The sequence below is a fragment of the Micromonospora noduli genome (genome assembly GCF_003264475.1).
Classification (GTDB): Bacteria; Actinomycetota; Actinomycetes; order Mycobacteriales; family Micromonosporaceae; genus Micromonospora; species Micromonospora noduli.
On the sequence record NZ_PYAC01000021.1, the window covers coordinates 62,897 to 79,071 of the forward strand.

The following is a 16,175-nucleotide window of genomic DNA, read 5'->3' on the forward strand; positions in this document are numbered from 1 at the left end:
GCCCCCTTTGGTGCTACCCCTCGCTGATCGCCCGCGCCGTCACCCCCCGGTGATCCCCGGTGCGGGAAGCCTGCCACCGGCGCGGTGGCAGAAAGTCGGCTTGGACCGAATTCTCCAGCTTGGCTGGGTCATTTCTGCCGGTCTTTCTGCCGCTGCCGCCGCCCGACGGCGGGTGCTGATCAGTGCCGTCGGGCGGCGTTGTCGGTGGCGGCGACCTGCTCCGGACTGACGTCGTCACTGCCGGCGGTGGCGCACGGATGCGCGGCGTCGCGGACCCGCCGCAACCCGTCGAGGAGGGCCGCCAGCGCCTCGGGGTCGAGCTGCCCGGTGAACCACTGCTCAATCATCTGCAGATGCCCGGGCAGCGTCTCGTTCAGGCGTTGCATCCCGGCGGCGGTGACCACCGCGTACGAGCTGCGTCGGTCATTCGGGCAGGCCCGGCGGGTGAGCAACCCGTCGCGCTCCATTCGGTCCACCACACGGGTCACTCCGCTGGTCGACAGGGAGGTCTGTGCGGCGAGGTCGGTCATGCGTAGTTGGTTGCCCGGCGAGCGGGCCAGTCGGGTGATGACCTCGAACTCGACCGCGGAGAGGCCGTGCTCCTCGAGTTGGGCGTTGAACCGGGCTGACAGCCCGGCGTGTGCCTCGAAGAGCAGGCCGACGGCGGTGATCCGGGGATCGTCGAAGACGTTGGTCACCCGTTCATCATACCAGTGCTTGACACGGGGAATGTTGTTGCGGTTATATTTGCTCAAGCAGTCGTTGGGCTACTAAACAATCTCCTGGAGGACAGCAGCATGACCAGCAGCATCGATGCGGTTACCCGCGACTGGGACGGCCTCACGATCCCGGCGGCCGGCACCTACGCGCTCGACGTGGCGCACAAGCGGGTCGGCTTCGTTGCCCGGCACATGATGGTGAGCAAGGTTCGCGGTGAGTTCAACGAGGCGACCGCCACCATCACCGTCGCCGAGGACCCGCTGCAGTCGTCGGTCGTCGCCACCATTCAGGCCGCCAGCGTCGACACCACCCAGGCCGACCGGGACGCGCACCTGCGCAGCCCCGAGTTCCTGGACGCCGAGAAGTTCCCGACGCTGGAGTTCCGCAGCACCGGGGTCAAGTCCCGCCGCGGCAGCGAGTTCGTGCTCACCGGTGAGCTGACCATCAAGGACGTCACCCGCCCGGTCGAGCTGGAGGTGGAGTTCGAGGGTGTCGGCCGCAGCCCGTTCGGCCAGGACATCTTCGGCTTCTCCGCGAGCACCGAGATCGACCGCGAGGAGTTCGGCCTGACCTGGAACGTCGCCCTGGAGACCGGGGGCGTGCTGGTCAGCCGCAAGATCAAGATCGAGATCGAGGGCGAGGCCGTCCGTCAGGCCTGATCCCCGAGGATCGCCGGAGGGCAGGGGGAATCCTCCCGGCGATCCGGTACGCAGGGCCCGCGCCGCACGTCGGCGCGGGCCCTGCGTCGTTCCCACTGGTGGTAATTGTCACGGGTTGTTCGCACCGCAATCGGGTCCAGCCGGTCGACGACGGGGTACAGATGGCGCCACGAGCGCGTCCGCCCCGGTCGACGTCGGATCACCGCCGTCGGCCTCTGGCCCCGGTCAGGTGGGCGCTCTTACCGTGGATGCTTCACAAAGCGCTTCCGGGACGGCAGGATCCCGACCGCGCCGGCTGTCGGGAGGACACATGGGCAGGGACGTCTCAGAGGGCGCCTTCACCCGGGATGATCGCGTCCGATATCGGCAGAAGGTGCGGCGGTGCCTGGACGTCTTCGCCCTGATGCTGGACGACTTCGGCTTCGACGCCGACCGGCCGATGACCGGCCTGGAGATAGAACTCAACCTGGTCGACTCGGCGGCCGAGCCGGCGATGCGCAACGAGGAGATCCTCGCCGACATCGCGGACCCCCTCTTTCAGACCGAGTTGGGGCAGTTCAACCTGGAACTCAACGCCGAGCCCCGACTGATCGAGGGCACCGGCTTCGCCGACTACGAGCACGACCTGCGGGGCAGCCTCTCCCGGGCCGACGAGCGTGCCGCCAGGTCCGACGCGAAGATCGTCCTGGTCGGTATCCTGCCCACCCTCACCGAGGGGCACCTGGTCGAGGACAACCTCTCCACCAACGAGCGTTACCGGGTGCTCAACGACCAGATCGTCGGCGCCCGAGGCGAGGACATCGAGCTGGACATTCGCGGCGTCGAGCAGTTGCGCACGCACACCGACTCGATCGCCCCGGAGGCCGCCTGCACGAGCCTCCAGTTCCACCTCCAGGTCGCCCCGGACAGCTTCGCCGACTACTGGAACGCGTCCCAGGCCATCGCCGGAGTGCAGGTGGCGGTCGGGGCGAACAGCCCCTTCCTGTACGGCCGCCAACTGTGGGCCGAAACGCGGATCGCTCTGTTTCAGCAGGCCACCGACACCCGCCCGGACGAGCTGAAGGCCCAGGGCGTACGGCCGCGGGTGTGGTTCGGCGAACGGTGGATCACCTCGATCTTCGACCTGTTCGAGGAGAACGTGCGGTACTTCCCGCCGCTGCTGCCGATCTGCGAGGACGAGGACCCGGTGGAGGTCCTGCACGCCGGCGGTGTGCCACAGCTCGGGGAGCTGCGGCTGCACAACGGCACCGTCTACCGGTGGAACCGTCCGGTGTACGACATCATGAACGGCCGCCCCCACCTGCGGGTGGAGAACCGGGTGCTGCCGGCTGGCCCGACGGTGGTGGACATGCTGGCCAACGCGGCCTTCTACTTCGGGCTGGTACGCGGTCTGGCCGAGGCCGACCGCCCGATCTGGAGTCAACTCACCTTCAGCTCCGCCGAGGAGAACTTCCACGCCGCCGCCCGACGTGGCCTCGACGCCGTGCTGCACTGGCCCGGGCTCGGCGACGTGCCGGTCACCAAGTTGGTCCTGGACCAACTGCTGCCCACCGCCGCCACCGGGCTGGACGGGTTCGGTGTCGCCCCAACGCAGCGGGACCGGCTGCTCGGCATCATCGAGCAGCGTTGCCGTACCGGCCGCAACGGCGCCGCCTGGCAGACCGAGGCGGTGTGGGCGGCGGAGCGGCACCACGGCATGGACCGGACGGCCGCGCTACACCACATGGTCCAGCGCTACGCCGAACTCCAGCGCACCAACCAACCCGTCCACACCTGGCCAACCACCTGACCCCCCGCCTCGAACGCGTTGATCATGAAGTTATTGCCATGACACGCCGAGAGCGGTGGCAATAACTGCATGATCAACAGGGTGGGTCGGGGGCCCAGGGTGGGTCGGGGGCCCAGGGTGGGTCGGGGGTGCAGGGTGGGGCGGGGGTTAGTCGGTGGTGGGGCGGGTGGTGCGGCGGGCTGCTCGGGTGCGCCGGCTGGTGGGGGTCAGGTCCTCTGCCGCCGTTGCTTCGGTGGGACGGCCGGCGGGATCCGCGAGGTCCGGGTCCGTACGCGGGGCGGGAATCTGCGGTGCGGCGGTGGCGTCGCCCGGCAGCGAGCCCGTCCGAGGTGTCTGCGGTGGGGCGTCGGCCCTTCTGCGACGCGCTGAGGTTCCGGCCGTCGAGGCTGCGGTTTCGGCCGTCGAGCCGGAGACCGGCGGCGCGGGCTCGCTCTCGGCAATCGGGGCCGGGTCGGCCACCGTGTCCCGAGCGACCGCACTCAGCTCGGCCGAGCGGCTCTGTCCGGCCGGGCGGTTCCGTTCGCTTCGCTCGCCGAGGCGGGCGGCCAGCACCGAGCCGCCGATACCGGCGATCACCGCGTACGGGGCGATCAGCTGGGTGGACAGCTGCGCGGGGCCCAGCGTCGACCAGTGCGGCAGGGTGGTCAGGTAGGCGAGCGCGACGAGCACCGGGCCCGCCGCGCCGGAAGCCGCCGCACCCACGCGGTGCCCGCCCGAGCGGGCGGACCGCCGGGCGGCCAGTACGCCGATCAGCAGCGCGGGCACCAGTGCCAGCAGCGCACCGGGCCAGTAGAGCTGGCCCCCGATCCAGTACCGGGCGTGGTCCGGGTCGAACTGCCAGGTGCCGAGTTGCGCGCCGGTCAGCCCTCGTCCGACGCGTACCCCGTCGATCACGGAGATCACCGCGAGCAGCCAGAGCCAGGCGGCCGTCGCGGTCACGTTGACAGCGGCGGCTCGGGAGCGAAGCGCCCAGATCGCGACGAGGACGCCGATCAGGATGCCCAGCGTCGCCTGTACGGCGGCCGTCCGTTGCGGGGCGCCGGTGTCCGCGCCGGTCGCGACCCGCGCCGGTACCGCGATCAACAGCACCGTGACCAGCCCGCCCAGCCCGGCGCCAAGCGCCAGGGCCACCCGGCGCAGCAGGCCACCTCGGTCGTGGACCGGCGGCTCGGCCACCGGTGGTGGCGTGTCCACCGCCTCTGGCCGGGCGGTGTCGACGGCCGGTGGAGGCCCGTCGACCGGGCTCTCGTGCTCCGGCGCCTGATCGTCGAGCTGCGGGCCCTCGTGGCGGGCAACACCGACGGGCGACGTTTCCGGAGAGATCACGCTCTTCGCCGGGACGTTCCGTTGGTGCAGCCGCTGCGCGCAGACCGCGCCGAGGACCGTCGAGCTGGCGGCGAGCCACGTGGCCCAGGCGAGGCCGTCCGCCCAGGCTGTGTCGGTCGCACCGGCATCGGTGGGCGTCCAGGTGATGACGCCGAGCCCGTAGCCGAAGCCCAGCTGTGCGGCACCCGCGCCGGCAGCGACCCCGATCGCCGTCGCGATCGACACTCCCCAGCCCTGTCTGGCCATGCCGGGCAGCGTAACGTCCCGTCGTCGGCGCGGCGAGTCGCAACGACCCGCCGGTATGGACCGCCGGTGCGGCGGATTGGGCGGCGGGCGGTACGGTCGCCGGTGATGAGGCGGTGGGCGTTATGACGGATACGAACACGGGCCAGCAGGGTGCCGCCGGTGGCGGTGCGGGCCGGGCCAGCGTCGTGCTCGGTGGTGGGTTGGCGGCGGTGCTGCTCGCCGCGGTGGGCGCGACCGGCGGCTGGTTGCTGGCCGGCGAGGACGACGCACCCTCTGGTGATCCACTGGCCGTCGCGACCACGGCTGGCACGCCGACCAGCCGGAGCGCCGCACCCCGACCGAGCAGCGGCCGACCGGCACCGTCGGCGGTCCAGACCTCCGCCACCTCGACCAAGGGGGCCGGCCTGACCGTGCCGCCGGTGATCGGCACCGACTTCGAGCAGGCCCGGGAGACGCTGCGCAAGCAGCGGCTGGGTTGGCGGCTGGTCTTCGGTGGCGGCGTCGGCCGTACGGTCGAGGGCACCACACCGGACGTGGGCACCGAGGTCGCCCGGGGGACGACTGTGCAGCTACAGGTCGCCGGGCCGGCGCCGGCCGCCGAGGTGCCGGACGTGGTCGGCAAGAGTTGCGCCGATGCCGCCGACGAGTTGGTCGACGAGGGCCTCTACCCGCGCTACGTCAGCGGACGCACTGGGAAGGTCAACCGGCAGGAGCCCGCCGAGGACGGCCCGGCCCGGTGGAACGACCAGGTCAGCATCTGGTGTGGGGCGGATTCCGGCGACCAGCCGACCACAAGACCCACGCCCTGATTCCGGGCCGGCGGGTCGGGTCTCCCGGCGGGTACCCGCCGCTCTGCCTCGACAGCAGCCGGCGCGGCTCGGCACGCTGATCCCCACTGATAGCGGTGTGGGCGACTAGGTTGGCGGTCGAGGGCCATGACGCCCGTCCGGGTTCGGGAAGGGACGTGCGATGAGCGACGACCGCCAGGAGCCGCCCGCCGGCGAGCACGACGACGACCGGACCCGGCCCCTGCCCTCCGCCGCTGATCGCCCGGCCCCGACCGGGCCCGCCGTCGACCGCCCGGCCCCGACCGGGCCCGCCGCCGACGGCCCGGAGCCGACGCAGCCGACGCCAGCCGCCGCCGACGAGACGGCACCGATCGACCGGACTGTTCCGGCTCGTCCCGACCAGTCGCCCGAACAGACCATGCCGATCGACCGGTCCGCCGGCACCCGGCCGGGTCCGCCGGCCGACCGCACGGCGCCGATACCGCCGGCGTGGTCCGGTCGGGCCGAGGTGCGCTCGCCCCGACCGGATGACGCCGGCGGTGAGTGGTACGTCGAGGAGCAGGGTGGTCGGCGGTGGTGGTTGCCGATCCTGTGGGGCGTACTGGCGCTGTTGCTCGCTGCCCTGCTCGGGGGCGCGCTCTGGTTGGTGCGCTCCCAGCAGGATGACGACCCGGACGATCCGGGGTCCACCCCGTCCCTTCCGCCGACCAGTGCCCCCAGCACCCCGCCGACCAGCGCAGCCCCCACGTCGGCGGCGCCCACCAGCGAGTCGCCGAGCAGTTCGCCGACGACGGACGCGCCGGACGAGCTGCCGGTGCCACCGCTCGCCGGCCTGCCGCAGGCCACCGCCGAGGGGCTGTTGGCTCGGCTCGGCCTGGCCTACCGGGTGGTGTACCGCCCGTCGGAGCTGCCACCGGGGACGGTGGTGGGAACCGAGCCGGAGGCCGGCACGTCGGTGTCTACCGACGACGAGGTGTTGTTGATCATCTCGCAGGCCGAGGCGCCGACCGGGGCGAGCCCGACCACGCCGAGCCCCACTGTGACGAGCACGCCGTGACCGCTGGTCACCACATCCGGCGGCGGGTGCCGACAAGGCCGATGCCGGCCAGCGAGATGGCGAGGCCGAAGATGCCGGACCAGAAGAGGGAGCGGCGGATGTCCGTGGCGCTGTGCCCGGCCGGAGCGGCTTCGGTGAGTTCCTGACGGCCGTCGGACTGGCCGCCGGCACCAAGGCCGGACACCGGCCCGGTCGGGTCGGCGCCACCAGCGTGGTCGGCCGGGGAGTCGGTGTCGATCCAGCCGGGTTCCTCGTAGACCGACTGACCGTCGCCCGTCGGCGGGTCGGAGTCGAGCACGGTGATCTCCGGTGCGGGCACCGGTGCGGTCAGCCGGGTCGACGACATCGCCGGGTCGCGGACGAGGACCAGGAGTGTCGCCATCGCCCCGAGGAGGGCGAGGAGTCCGAAGGCATAGGCGATACGGGAGCGGTGGTGCCGCCGCAGGGCGGGCTGATTGACCATGACCATCCCAGGGTCAGGGTCCTGGACGAGCGGGTGGAACGGTGCCGGGGTGGGCGTACCGATTCTATGGCGACGGCACGCCCACCGGCGGCGGTTCGGGCCGGTCAGCCCACCCGGAGCGGGGTACGCGCGACCGGGCGGCGGGCCCGCACGGTGTGTGGGCGGGGTTCGGGGGCGGCCTGCAGTTGCTGCAGCCCTTCCCGCTGGACGAAGATCGACCGTCGGGTGACCGCGTCGCCCGCGGCGTTCAACTCGTAGCCGTCGAGCCAGAGCCAGCCGTCATAGGTCGGCCAGTCGAGCACCCGGATCACCCGGAACTTGATCGGCCTGAGGAACTGGACACTCGCCGCGCGTGTCACGTGCAGTACGTCACCGGTGCGGGGAAGCACATGGGCTCCTGGGGAGGATCGGCCGGCGGTTGCGCCGGCGGTGCCTGAACGGGGGACGTCTCGGCCGGTGACGGGGTCGTGCCTCGTGAACCGGTGGTGCGGATGGCGGTGGTCGGGCCGTACCTCGCTGGTGACGTGCCGCCACCCGACCACCACCCGGTTGCTTCCGGGAACGCGCCCGCCGCCGCAGCTTGCCGGCTTGCAGCGGCGGGGTCCTTACCCCGGAGCAGGTCGCGTTGTCGTCGGCCGGGCCCGCGCCGTGCCCGGTTTCCGCAGAGCGGTGGGGTCACCACTCCGAGGGACCGAACGGAGACGCTGAGTGATCCGTGCCATACGGACAGACTGCATCAGGGACGTGCTTGATGCAAGTTGCACGTCGACTTTTGCCGATACGTGAGCGTGTCGCGCGAAAGGCCTATTGAAGCCATCCGCGTCCGGGCGGCAGACTGGGGGCCGGTTTCGCCCGTCGCGGCCGGCCGAGGACCGGCACCATCCCCTTCGTCGCGAACGCTCGCCGGTCGACGGTCGCGCCCCCGGCGGGTGTCACCCAGTGGCGCGTTACCGGAGGTAGCCCGAGTGGGGTCGAGCAGCCAGCGGCGGGGACCAGTGACTCACGGGTTGCGCGATGAGTGAGCGGCGCAGTCCCACCATCAGACGGCGGCGGCTCGGAGCCGAGCTGCGCCGCCAGCGGGAGTCCGCCGGGATCACCATCGAGGTGGTCGCCGAACAGTTGGAGTGCTCGGCGTCGAAGGTCTCCCGGATCGAGACCGGGCACACCACTGCCACACCACGCGACGTGCGGGACATGCTGCGGATCTACGGGGTGGTCGGCGCCGAGAGCGACGAGCTCGTGCAGATCGCCCGGGAGGCCCGCCAGAAGGGCTGGTGGCACCCCTACAGCACGGTGCTCGTCGGCGCGTACGTCGGGCTGGAGGCGGCGGCCAGTTCGATCCGGGCGTACGAACAGCAGGTCGTTCCGGGTCTTCTGGAGACCGAGGAGTACGCCGGGGCCATGATCCGTGCCGCTCGGCCGGACTTCACCGCCGATCAGGTGCATCAAAGAGTGCGTGTCCGTTTGGGCCGTCAGTCGTTATTGACCCAGGACGATCCGGTCGATCTGTGGGTGGTGCTCGATGAGGCGGTGGTAAGTCGGCCGGTGGGCGGGGACGAGGTGATGCGCGGTCAACTCAAGCGGTTGGTTGAGGTGGCCGAGTTGCCGAACGTGACGCTGCAGATCCTGCCCTTCGAGGTGGGTGCGCATGCCGGCATGGACGGCACGTTCACGATCCTCAGCTTCCCTGAGCCCGGTGATCCGGATGTTGTGTACGCGGAGAACGCCACGGGTGGGCTCTTCCTCGAGAAGAGCGACGAACTACAGAAGTACAGCTTCATCTTCGATCACATCCGCGCTGCGGCCATACGTCCGGAGGAGTCCGTCGCACACATCGCAAAACTGGCAGAGGAGCCGTTGTGGAAATGGCGACCAAAGGGTTCCCCGTGGACCTGACGCAGGCAGCATGGTTCAAGAGCTCGAAGAGCGGGCCGAACTGTGACAACTGCGTGGAGGTGGCGTACGTGACGGGGGCGGTCGGAGTGCGGGACTCGAAGGACAAGGCGGGCCCCGCCCTGGTCTTCGCGCCCGGTGACTGGCACTCCTTCGTTGCCGGCACCCGGGGTGGTGTGTTCGGCGCGGTCTGACCGACTGGTCAATGGAGTCCCCGTCCGGTTCGCCGGACGGGGACTCTGTCGTGTCCGCGGTAGGCGCGGCTGACGGCCCCGCCGCGGCGGGGCGGCGAGGTTCCGTCGGGATTCCCGTCGCCAGAGCGTCCCCGTCTCGTTGAACCGGTCGGTACGGCGCTGGTCGACGACCCGCCGCACCGACCCGCAACCGAGCGAGTAGGCGAGACGGATGACGACGATCGGTTCAGACAACCTCACCACCGGTCCGGCCAAGCCGGAGCGGTTCGGTGGCAAGTACCGCGGCGCTCGTCGGGACACGGTTCTGACCGAGGTGGTCTCGACCGACCAGGAGTTGAGCGGGCGGGAGGGTGCTTCCGAGACGACGGATCCTCCGCTCTCGCTGCCCTCACTGGACCCGAACCCGCTGATCGAGCCGTCGTTCCCGCCGACGGGCTGGCCGATCGAGCCGCCCCAGTCCCTGGCTGACCACCCATTGCTGCGTGGTCTGCTGATGGAGTTGCCGCCGAAGGGCACAGTGCCCTCGCAGGACTGGCTGGACCGCTGGTTCGAGGCGACCAGGTCGATCCTGGAATTGCTATACGTGCAGAGCGCCGGCCGCCCGCGCTGATCCTGCGACGGTGGGCTGGGCCCGCTCCGCGAAGCGGTTGTGGCGCAGCGCGTGCCGGACCCCGATGGCGATCACCGCGAGCGCGCCCACGGTGATCGCCGGCCCGGTGACGCCGGGGTCGGCTCCGAGGTCGGCGCCGGCAGCGGCGATCAACGCCGGCACCGTGGCCAGGGCGGTGACCTGGAGTGGCAGCCCGACGAGCGGGTGGGCCGCGGCGGCGCGCAGCCCGTGCGGCGCGGGGGTGGCGGGGGCACTGGCGAACGCGCCCGCACCGGCCCACAGCCGGCGGATCCGTCGTACCGACCAGACCGTCGCCACGAGCGCCGGGCCTGCGGCCACTGTGAGCCCGGCGGCGGCCCGGTCGACCGGCGCGGTGCCGACGCTGAGCAGCCCGCCGCCGAGTACGGCCGCGGTGAGCGCCACGCCGGTGAGGGCCAGCACCAGCAACCATCCGGTACGCCGACGCAGCATGCGGGTGTTGCGCAGCCGGGGAAGGCCGTCGGCAACGACGCCGGCGGCCAGCCAGACGGCGGCGACCGGGAGCAGGATGGTGAGCTGACTCTCCATGTTCGAGAGTCTTTCCCGAATCCTGGCGAGGCGAATCCGGGCGTGTCCCCCGTTCGCCCCGGACGCCGGGCCCGTAGGGGGGTCATCACTCGAAGGTATGGCCGTTTCGACATGTTCAACTGCCCGACGCCTGACTTACCCTCAGCTAGATCGGCGAGTGTCGATTGATGTTGGGACCGGTGGTCACGTTCCACTGCCGGTCAGAGGGAGGTAGGAAATGGGTCTTCCACGAAGGTCCGTACTGATCGGGGTGGCCGCGGCGACCGTGCTCGCCGTCGGTACCCCAGCCCTGGCCGCGGAACCCGTGGGTGTGGTTCGGGCCGCCGGCGGAGCCACCGCCGTGCCGGACAGCTACATCGTCGTACTCAAGGACAGCGCCGTGGCCCGGGACCGGGTCGGCGACACCGCGAAGCGGCTCTCCGGCCGCCACGGCGGCACGGTGGCCCGCACCTACGGTGCGGCGCTGCGCGGCTTCGAGGTCACTGTGAACGCGAGCGCGGCGGCGCGGATCGCGGCCGACCCGGCGGTGGCGTACGTCGAGCAGAACCACACCGTCTCGATCTCCGGCACGCAGGCCAACCCGCCCTCCTGGGGCCTCGACCGGATCGACCAGCGCAACCGACCGTTGGACAGCTCCTACACCTACCCGAACACGGCGAGCAACGTGCACGCCTACATCATCGACACCGGCATCCGGTTCTCCCACAACGACTTCGGCGGCCGGGCCACGTCCGGCTACGACGCGGTGGACGGCGGGTCGGCCGACGACTGCAACGGGCACGGCACGCACGTGGCCGGCACAGTCGGCGGGTCCGCGTACGGGGTGGCCAAGGGCGTCCAACTCGTCGGCGTACGGGCGCTGAACTGCTCCGGCAGTGGCACCAACGCGGGTGTGATCGGCGGCGTCGACTGGGTCACCGCGAACGCGATCAAGCCGGCGGTGGCGAACATGAGCCTCGGCGGCGGCGCGAACAGCTCACTGGACAACGCCGTCCGCAACTCGATCGCCTCGGGTGTCACGTACGGCCTGGCGGCCGGCAACGACAACGGCGCGAACGCCTGCAACACCTCGCCGGCGCGTACCACGGAAGCCATCACGGTGGGCTCGACGACCAACACGGACGCCCGGTCGTCGTTCTCCAACGTCGGCACCTGCCTGGACATCTTCGCGCCCGGCTCGTCGATCACCTCGGCCTGGTACAACAGCAACACCGCTACCAACACCATCAGCGGCACCTCGATGGCCACCCCGCACGTGGTCGGAGCGGCGGCCCTGGTGGCCAGCGCCAACCCGAGCTGGACCCCGGCTCAGGTCCGCAACCAACTGGTGGCCAACGCCACCCCCAACGTGGTGAGCAACCCCGGCTCGGGCTCGCCGAACCTGTTGCTCTACGTGGGCACCGGCAGCACCCCGCCGCCGCCCACCGGCTGCACCGGCACCAACGGCACCGACGTGTCGATCCCGGACGCCGGCTCGGCGGTGACCAGCTCGATCACCATCTCCGGCTGCGGTCGCAACGCCTCCTCGGCCTCCACCGTGGCGGTGAACATCGTGCACACCTACCGCGGTGACCTGGTCATCGACCTGCTCGCCCCGGACGGCAGCTCGTACCGGCTGAAGAACAGCAGCACCTCGGACAGCGCCGACAACGTGAATGCCACGTACACGGCCAACGTTTCCGGTGAGGCCGCCGACGGCATCTGGCGACTCCAGGTGCGGGACACCTACTCGGTCGACACCGGCTACATCAACACCTGGACCCTGACCGTCTGACCAGTCTCCTACGACCGAGGCCCCCGCCCTCCTTGGGAAGGGGCCTCGTGCCGTGGGTGAGAACCACACTGCCTCGCTGCTTTCCCGAACCTTTCGTGCTGTAGCGGTAGTTCCTGCTCGGTGTGGCCAGCCGATCCTCCCGGGTCGGGATCGGTGCGCCAACAACGATCCGGTTTCCACTGACCGCGGACTGGCGGACGCCGATTAACCATGCCCGACAGGATCCGCCCCCGACAATGCTTGATGCCGTCTTAGCTGAAGTGGATTTGTGCGTCATTGGTGGGGAATGTCTGCGCAGGATCAAATGTTGCGGGACAACCGGACCTTTTGTTAGCCTCGATCAAGGCAACAGCCACTGTTCCTTTGAGGTAGCAAGGAGTGTGTTTCGGTTGAGATTTAGATTGTCTGCCAAACGCGCAGGAATTGTTTCGGCGCTGGTGGCTCTATCTGGCATGTTCATGGTGACGCCAGCGCAGGCTACTACCGCCTACGGCTGCGCCTATCCAGGCATCTGCTACTACCAGTACCACGAGTCATGGGTTGGCCACGACCCAGACGCACGCTACGTGGACACGTACTATCAGCGGCTCAGTTCGTCGGCCTATGACCCCAACTACGTTTACAACAGTCGTAATGACGATGGCGTGCTGCTCTACGCGGCTATTGACGGCGGCGGCTCACGGACCTTCTGCCTGTTTCCCAACCAGTATTACCGGGTAACTGGGGAAACGGTCTACGCCATGGACATTAAAGACGCGCCAAACTGCGCATATTAATGCCTGCCAGAAATTGGGGTTGCTCATCTCTGAGTTATTGGACAGGTGCGAGCAGGGGCTTGATCTGAACGAGCCGGGCGGTGGCGGTGGACCGCTCGGGTGGGATTAATGTCGACTCGCGAAGCTACTGGTCTGTCTGAGTAAGGGATGCCGTTGTTGCCCGGCACCACGGCCGCCTGGTGGGCGGGGTCGAGCCTGTAAAGGCGTCCGGTGGTCACCCTGGTGGTGCCACCGGACGCCTTCGGTCAGACCGAGAAGGTGGCCGGCCGCTCGGTGGCCGGCGCCGGCGGGCGGGCCTTCCACAGGCCGATCTTCTGCGCGGCGAGCCGGCTCAGGTAGGCCGGGTTGAGGATGACGTAGCGGCGCCAGAGCCGCTTCGGCTCCAGACCGAGGCGCCAGAACCACTCAAGGCCGGCACGCTGCATCCACGGCGGGGGCTGGCGCAGCAGGCCGGCGTGGTAGTCGAAGGCCGCGCCGACCGCCATCAGCGGCATGTCGAGCAGCGGCCGCATGGCGTACGCGAAGACCTCCTGGCGCGGGCAGCCGAGCCCGACCAGCACCAACCGGGCACCACTGGACCGGATCCGGTCGGCGATCTCGGCGTCCTCACCGGGCTGGACGGCACGGAACTTGGACGGCTCCACCCCGGCTATCTTCAGCGCCGGGAACATCCGCTCCAGGGCCGGGATCAACCGGGCGAGGGTCTCCTCGGTCGAGCCGTACAGGTAGACCGGTAGCCCCTCGTCAGCGAAGCGCGACAGCACGTGCAGGGTCAGGGTCGGCCCGTACACCCGGTCGCTGAGCCCGGTGTGGTGCAGCAGGTTGAGCGCCCACCGCACCGGCTGCCCGTCCGGCGTGACCACGTCGAAGGAGTTGAGCCGCGCGTTGTGCGCCGGGTCGAGCACCCCGGTCATCACACCGTGCACGGCCAACGCGGTCAGCGCGAGGGGACGCCGCTCGTGTGCCGCGGTCACCACCGCGTCGGTCGCTGTGGCGTAGTCGGTGGCGTCGACCAGGACGCCGAGCACGTTGCGCTTCGTCCGGGCGCTCATGGCTGGGCCACCCACTTGTCCACGTTGGCCTCGTAGATTTCCCGCAGGATCATCGGCACGTCGTAAGTGATCTCCCAGTCCGGATACTGCGCCTCGAACCGGGCCATGCTGCTCACGTACCACTGGTGGTCGCCGGTGCGGTTCTGCTCGACGTAGTTGATCCGCGCCTCCTGGCCGGTGATCTCCTCGGCGATCCGGAACGCCTCGATGTGCGAGGTGTTGGAGTGCCGGCCGCCACCGAGGTTGTAGACCTCCGCGGATCGCGGGGAGCGGAAGAACGCCTCGAACGCGGTCAGCACGTCGTGCGAGTGGATCGCGTCCCGGACCATCTTGCCCTTGTAGCCGAAGAGGTTGTACGTCCGGCCCTCCATGACGCAGCGCATCAGATAGGCCAGGAACCCGTGCAGCTCGGCTGCGGAGTGCGCCGGGCCGGTGAGCGTGCCGCCCCGGAAGCAGGCGGTCTTCATGTCGAAGTAGCGCCCGTACTCCTGGACCATCACGTCCGCGGCGACCTTGGAGGCGCCGAAGACCGAGTGCAGCGAGTGGTCGATCGACATCTCTTCGGTGATGCCCTGGTACCAGCGGTGGTCCTCGGGCAGCTCGTACCGGGTCTCCAGCTCGATGAGCGGCAGGCTGTTGGGCCGGTCGCCGTACACCTTGTTGGTCGAGCAGTGGATGAACGGCGCGTCGATCGCGTGCCGGCGGGTGTTCTCCAGGATGTTGAGCGTGCCGCCGGCGTTCACGTCGAAGTCCGTGTACGGCTCTTTGGCTGCCCAGTCATGGCTCGGCTGGGCAGCGCTGTGGATCACCACGGCGATGTCCGAGCCGTACTTCTTGAACACCTGCTCCAGGCCGTCCCGGTCCCGGATGTCCACCGCGAAGTGGGTGTACGCGTTACCCAGGTCACGGCCGAGCCGTTCCAGGCTCCACGAGGTGGAGCCGTCCTCGCCGAAGAAGTACCGGCGCATGTCGTTGTCGATGCCGACGACATCCAGACCGAGGCCGGCGAAATGCCGGACCGCCTCGGAGCCGATCAGACCACCCGACCCTGTCACCAACGCGACACTCACACGCCACTCCTGGTCCATCGGAGGCAGAATCCATCGGAGCATAGCGTGACGTCCAGCACGCCCCGATATGACGGAAGGGCCCCGCATAAAGCGGAGCCCTCGTCGGTGGTGGGGATGGGGGGAGTTGAACCCCCACGCCCTTTCGGGCACACGGACCTGAACCGTGCGCGTCTGCCATTCCGCCACATCCCCGTGGCACAACCCGGAACACTCTAGCCGCCCGGCCCCGCTGTCTCCAACGGGCCTCGGGAATACTACGCTGTCCCTGGCGCTCGCCACGAGCCATTACCGTTCGTGGCGGACGAAAGATTAGCACGACAGTCGCGGCCCTTCCGAACGGGTCGAGAGCAGCCGGCCGAGCGGCGTGTGAGCTGCGCGCGCGCCGGCCGGATACCATCATGTCCTCGGGACCCGAGGAGGAGCCGGTGAGCGTGCTGCAACGCTTCGAGAAGCGTCTGGAAGGCCTGGTCGAAGGGGCCTTTGCCAAGGTCTTCAAAGGGGTGGTCCACCCCGTGGAGATCCTCAACGCCATGCAGCGGGAGGCCGAGGCGCACAAGGCGATCCTGGCCGGTGGGCGCACGTTGGTGCCCAACCGCTACGTGATCGATCTCTCGCCGTTCGACCACAGTCGGCTGGCGCCGTACGCCGCCGCGCTGGCCCAGGAGTTGGCCCAGTCGCAGGCGGAGTTCATCGGCGAGCAGGCGTGGACGGTCTACGGCGACGTGATCGTCGAGATCGAGCGAGGCGAGGGTCTGGACACGGGCATGTTCCGTGTCACGGCCGAGGTCTACACCGGTGGCGAGGTCGCCCCGGTGTCGGCGCCCGGCTACGACGCCGGCCCGCCCGCCTACCCCGCGTACGACCAGGGCGGTGGCTACGGCCCGCCGCCCGGGCACGGTGGCGGTCGCAACGTGCGGCTGGTCTCCGGCGACGGGCGTACCTACCCCCTCCAGATGGGGTCGACGGTGATCGGTCGCGGCGACCAGGCCAACCTGCGTCTGCCCGACGTCGGCATCTCCCGGCGACACGCCCGGCTGGATTTCGACGGCGGCCAGGTCGTGTTGACCGACCTGGGTTCGACCAACGGCACCATGGTGAACGGGCAGCGGGTCTCCGCCGTCGCGCTCAACCCCGGTGACATGGTCCAGCTCGGGACGACGACGCTGACCTTCCGCGTGGACGGCTGACCCG

The 16,175-nt window shown here is 69.9% G+C and carries 17 protein-coding genes and 1 tRNA gene; 10 read left to right on the forward strand and 8 right to left on the reverse strand.

The genetic code is table 11. The annotated features are described in order from the left end of the window. Positions 1–179 precede the first annotated feature (179 nt). Positions 180–698, reverse strand: a complete 519-nt coding sequence (locus MED15_RS21035; RefSeq protein ID WP_112583968.1) for a MarR family winged helix-turn-helix transcriptional regulator — start codon at positions 696–698, stop codon at positions 180–182. Between the two features lie 99 nt (positions 699–797). Here MED15_RS21035 and MED15_RS21040 point away from each other — a divergent pair, with 99 nt between their 5' ends. Both MED15_RS21040 and MED15_RS21045 read left to right on the forward strand, forming a co-directional pair. Then, positions 798–1,379, forward strand: a complete 582-nt coding sequence (locus MED15_RS21040) for a YceI family protein (protein ID WP_112583969.1) — start codon at positions 798–800, stop codon at positions 1,377–1,379. 310 nt (positions 1,380–1,689) lie between these two features. Then, positions 1,690–3,168 carry a glutamate-cysteine ligase family protein gene (locus tag MED15_RS21045; protein WP_112699490.1) on the forward strand — a complete coding sequence of 493 codons (1,479 nt, stop codon included), beginning with the start codon at positions 1,690–1,692 and terminating at the stop codon, positions 3,166–3,168. Positions 3,169–3,315: 147 nt separating this feature from the next. Here the strand turns inward: MED15_RS21045 and MED15_RS21050 are convergent, their stop codons facing one another. Continuing rightward, on the reverse strand, positions 3,316–4,740 hold the full coding sequence (locus MED15_RS21050) for a hypothetical protein (protein ID WP_112736730.1): 1,425 nt from the start codon (positions 4,738–4,740) through the stop codon (positions 3,316–3,318). 122 nt (positions 4,741–4,862) lie between these two features. On the opposite strand from MED15_RS21050, the gene MED15_RS21055 reads away from it, so the two are divergent. Both MED15_RS21055 and MED15_RS21060 read left to right on the forward strand, forming a co-directional pair. Next, positions 4,863–5,549 carry a PASTA domain-containing protein gene (locus MED15_RS21055; RefSeq protein WP_112583972.1) on the forward strand — a complete coding sequence of 229 codons (687 nt, stop codon included), beginning with the start codon at positions 4,863–4,865 and terminating at the stop codon, positions 5,547–5,549. Positions 5,550–5,709: 160 nt separating this feature from the next. After that, on the forward strand, positions 5,710–6,585 hold the full coding sequence (locus tag MED15_RS21060) for a PASTA domain-containing protein (protein WP_112736732.1): 876 nt from the start codon (positions 5,710–5,712) through the stop codon (positions 6,583–6,585). Between the two features lie 7 nt (positions 6,586–6,592). Here the strand turns inward: MED15_RS21060 and MED15_RS21065 are convergent, their stop codons facing one another. Beyond that, positions 6,593–7,054 carry a hypothetical protein gene (locus MED15_RS21065; RefSeq protein ID WP_112583974.1) on the reverse strand — a complete coding sequence of 154 codons (462 nt, stop codon included), beginning with the start codon at positions 7,052–7,054 and terminating at the stop codon, positions 6,593–6,595. Between the two features lie 98 nt (positions 7,055–7,152). After that, complete coding sequence (locus tag MED15_RS21070; protein ID WP_091396374.1) at positions 7,153–7,437, reverse strand: hypothetical protein; 285 nt, start codon at positions 7,435–7,437, stop codon at positions 7,153–7,155. 625 nt (positions 7,438–8,062) lie between these two features. On the opposite strand from MED15_RS21070, the gene MED15_RS21075 reads away from it, so the two are divergent. The 3 genes from MED15_RS21075 to MED15_RS21085 all read left to right on the forward strand — a co-directional run bounded on the left by MED15_RS21075 (position 8,063) and on the right by MED15_RS21085 (position 9,745). Further along, on the forward strand, positions 8,063–8,944 hold the full coding sequence (locus tag MED15_RS21075; protein ID WP_091396372.1) for a helix-turn-helix domain-containing protein: 882 nt from the start codon (positions 8,063–8,065) through the stop codon (positions 8,942–8,944). Continuing rightward, a complete protein-coding gene (locus MED15_RS21080; protein ID WP_091396369.1) occupies positions 8,914–9,135 on the forward strand; it encodes a DUF397 domain-containing protein in 222 nt (73 codons plus the stop codon). Before MED15_RS21075 ends, MED15_RS21080 begins: the two co-directional genes overlap by 31 nt. Positions 9,136–9,346: 211 nt before the next feature. After that, positions 9,347–9,745, forward strand: a complete 399-nt coding sequence (locus MED15_RS21085; protein ID WP_112732997.1) for a hypothetical protein — start codon at positions 9,347–9,349, stop codon at positions 9,743–9,745. Here MED15_RS21085 and MED15_RS21090 read toward each other — a convergent pair. Continuing rightward, positions 9,713–10,312, reverse strand: a complete 600-nt coding sequence (locus MED15_RS21090) for a hypothetical protein (RefSeq protein WP_112736735.1) — start codon at positions 10,310–10,312, stop codon at positions 9,713–9,715. The two genes, MED15_RS21085 and MED15_RS21090, sit on opposite strands and share 33 nt — an antisense overlap. Positions 10,313–10,529: 217 nt before the next feature. On the opposite strand from MED15_RS21090, the gene MED15_RS21095 reads away from it, so the two are divergent. Beyond that, positions 10,530–12,086: a S8 family peptidase gene (locus MED15_RS21095; protein WP_112736737.1), complete on the forward strand. Its 1,557-nt coding sequence runs from the start codon at positions 10,530–10,532 to the stop codon at positions 12,084–12,086. Between the two features lie 236 nt (positions 12,087–12,322). Then, positions 12,323–12,862 carry a hypothetical protein gene (locus MED15_RS33250; RefSeq protein WP_146754736.1) on the forward strand — a complete coding sequence of 180 codons (540 nt, stop codon included), beginning with the start codon at positions 12,323–12,325 and terminating at the stop codon, positions 12,860–12,862. A 245-nt stretch (positions 12,863–13,107) separates the two neighbouring features. On the opposite strand, the gene MED15_RS21105 is transcribed toward MED15_RS33250, so the two are convergent. The 3 genes from MED15_RS21105 to MED15_RS21115 all read right to left on the reverse strand — a co-directional run bounded on the left by MED15_RS21105 (position 13,108) and on the right by MED15_RS21115 (position 15,176). Next, positions 13,108–13,914, reverse strand: a complete 807-nt coding sequence (locus tag MED15_RS21105) for a WecB/TagA/CpsF family glycosyltransferase (RefSeq protein ID WP_112584015.1) — start codon at positions 13,912–13,914, stop codon at positions 13,108–13,110. Next, positions 13,911–15,026 (reverse strand): NAD-dependent epimerase/dehydratase family protein, encoded by a 1,116-nt coding sequence (locus MED15_RS21110; protein WP_181518397.1) that lies wholly within the window; start codon positions 15,024–15,026, stop codon positions 13,911–13,913. Before MED15_RS21110 ends, MED15_RS21105 begins: the two co-directional genes overlap by 4 nt. A 64-nt stretch (positions 15,027–15,090) precedes the next feature. After that, positions 15,091–15,176 (reverse strand) — tRNA-Leu (locus MED15_RS21115). Between the two features lie 206 nt (positions 15,177–15,382). Between MED15_RS21115 and MED15_RS21120 the strand changes: the two genes are divergently transcribed. After that, the gene (locus MED15_RS21120) at positions 15,383–16,171 is read left to right on the forward strand and encodes an FhaA domain-containing protein (protein WP_007454122.1); all 789 of its coding nucleotides are present in this window, start codon (positions 15,383–15,385) and stop codon (positions 16,169–16,171) included. The last annotated feature ends 4 nt before the right edge of the window (positions 16,172–16,175 follow it).